This window comes from Corallococcus praedator (genome assembly GCF_003612125.1).
Taxonomy (GTDB): domain Bacteria; phylum Myxococcota; class Myxococcia; order Myxococcales; family Myxococcaceae; genus Corallococcus; species Corallococcus praedator.
The window spans coordinates 1-413 of the sequence record NZ_RAWI01001235.1 but is presented as its reverse complement, the minus strand read 5'-3'; the positions used below and the strand labels follow the sequence as shown (position 1 = coordinate 413).

1 protein-coding gene is annotated in these 413 nt (G+C 68.5%); it reads right to left on the bottom strand.

The window, feature by feature from the left end; genetic code table 11:
• Positions 1–31: 31 nt before the first annotated feature.
• A partial coding sequence (locus D7Y13_RS43875) for a DDE-type integrase/transposase/recombinase (RefSeq protein ID WP_147452752.1) occupies positions 32–413 on the bottom strand: 382 nt, incomplete at its 5' end.

Sequence of the window (413 nt, the reverse complement as noted above, 5' to 3'; positions counted from 1 at the left end):
TTGGTGATCTTGCCCCCATTTGACCGGACGCTCAGGCGGTTGCGGTTTGGGCTCGGATGAACTTGCGGGGCGAGCGCATCTTGAGCTCGGAGTGCGGGTGGTCGTCGAACCAGGCGCCGCTCAACGCGAGCGCTGAGGCGGCGTCCGGCAGGGGTGTGACCTGGACGTAGTCGCGCTTGAGGGTGGCGACGAAGGCTTCCGAGACGCCGTTGCTTTGCGGGCTCCTGACGGGCGTGAAGCAGGGCTTGAGGCCGAGCTGGCGGGCGAAGATGCGGGTCTCCTTCGCGGTGGAGGCCGAGCCGTTGTCGCTCAGGACCTCGACGGGCTGCGGGGCGCGATGGGTCCCGAAGCGGGTCTCGACGGCCTCGAGCATCATGTCCTGGACGTCCGAGCCGCTGATGCCGGCGTTGGCC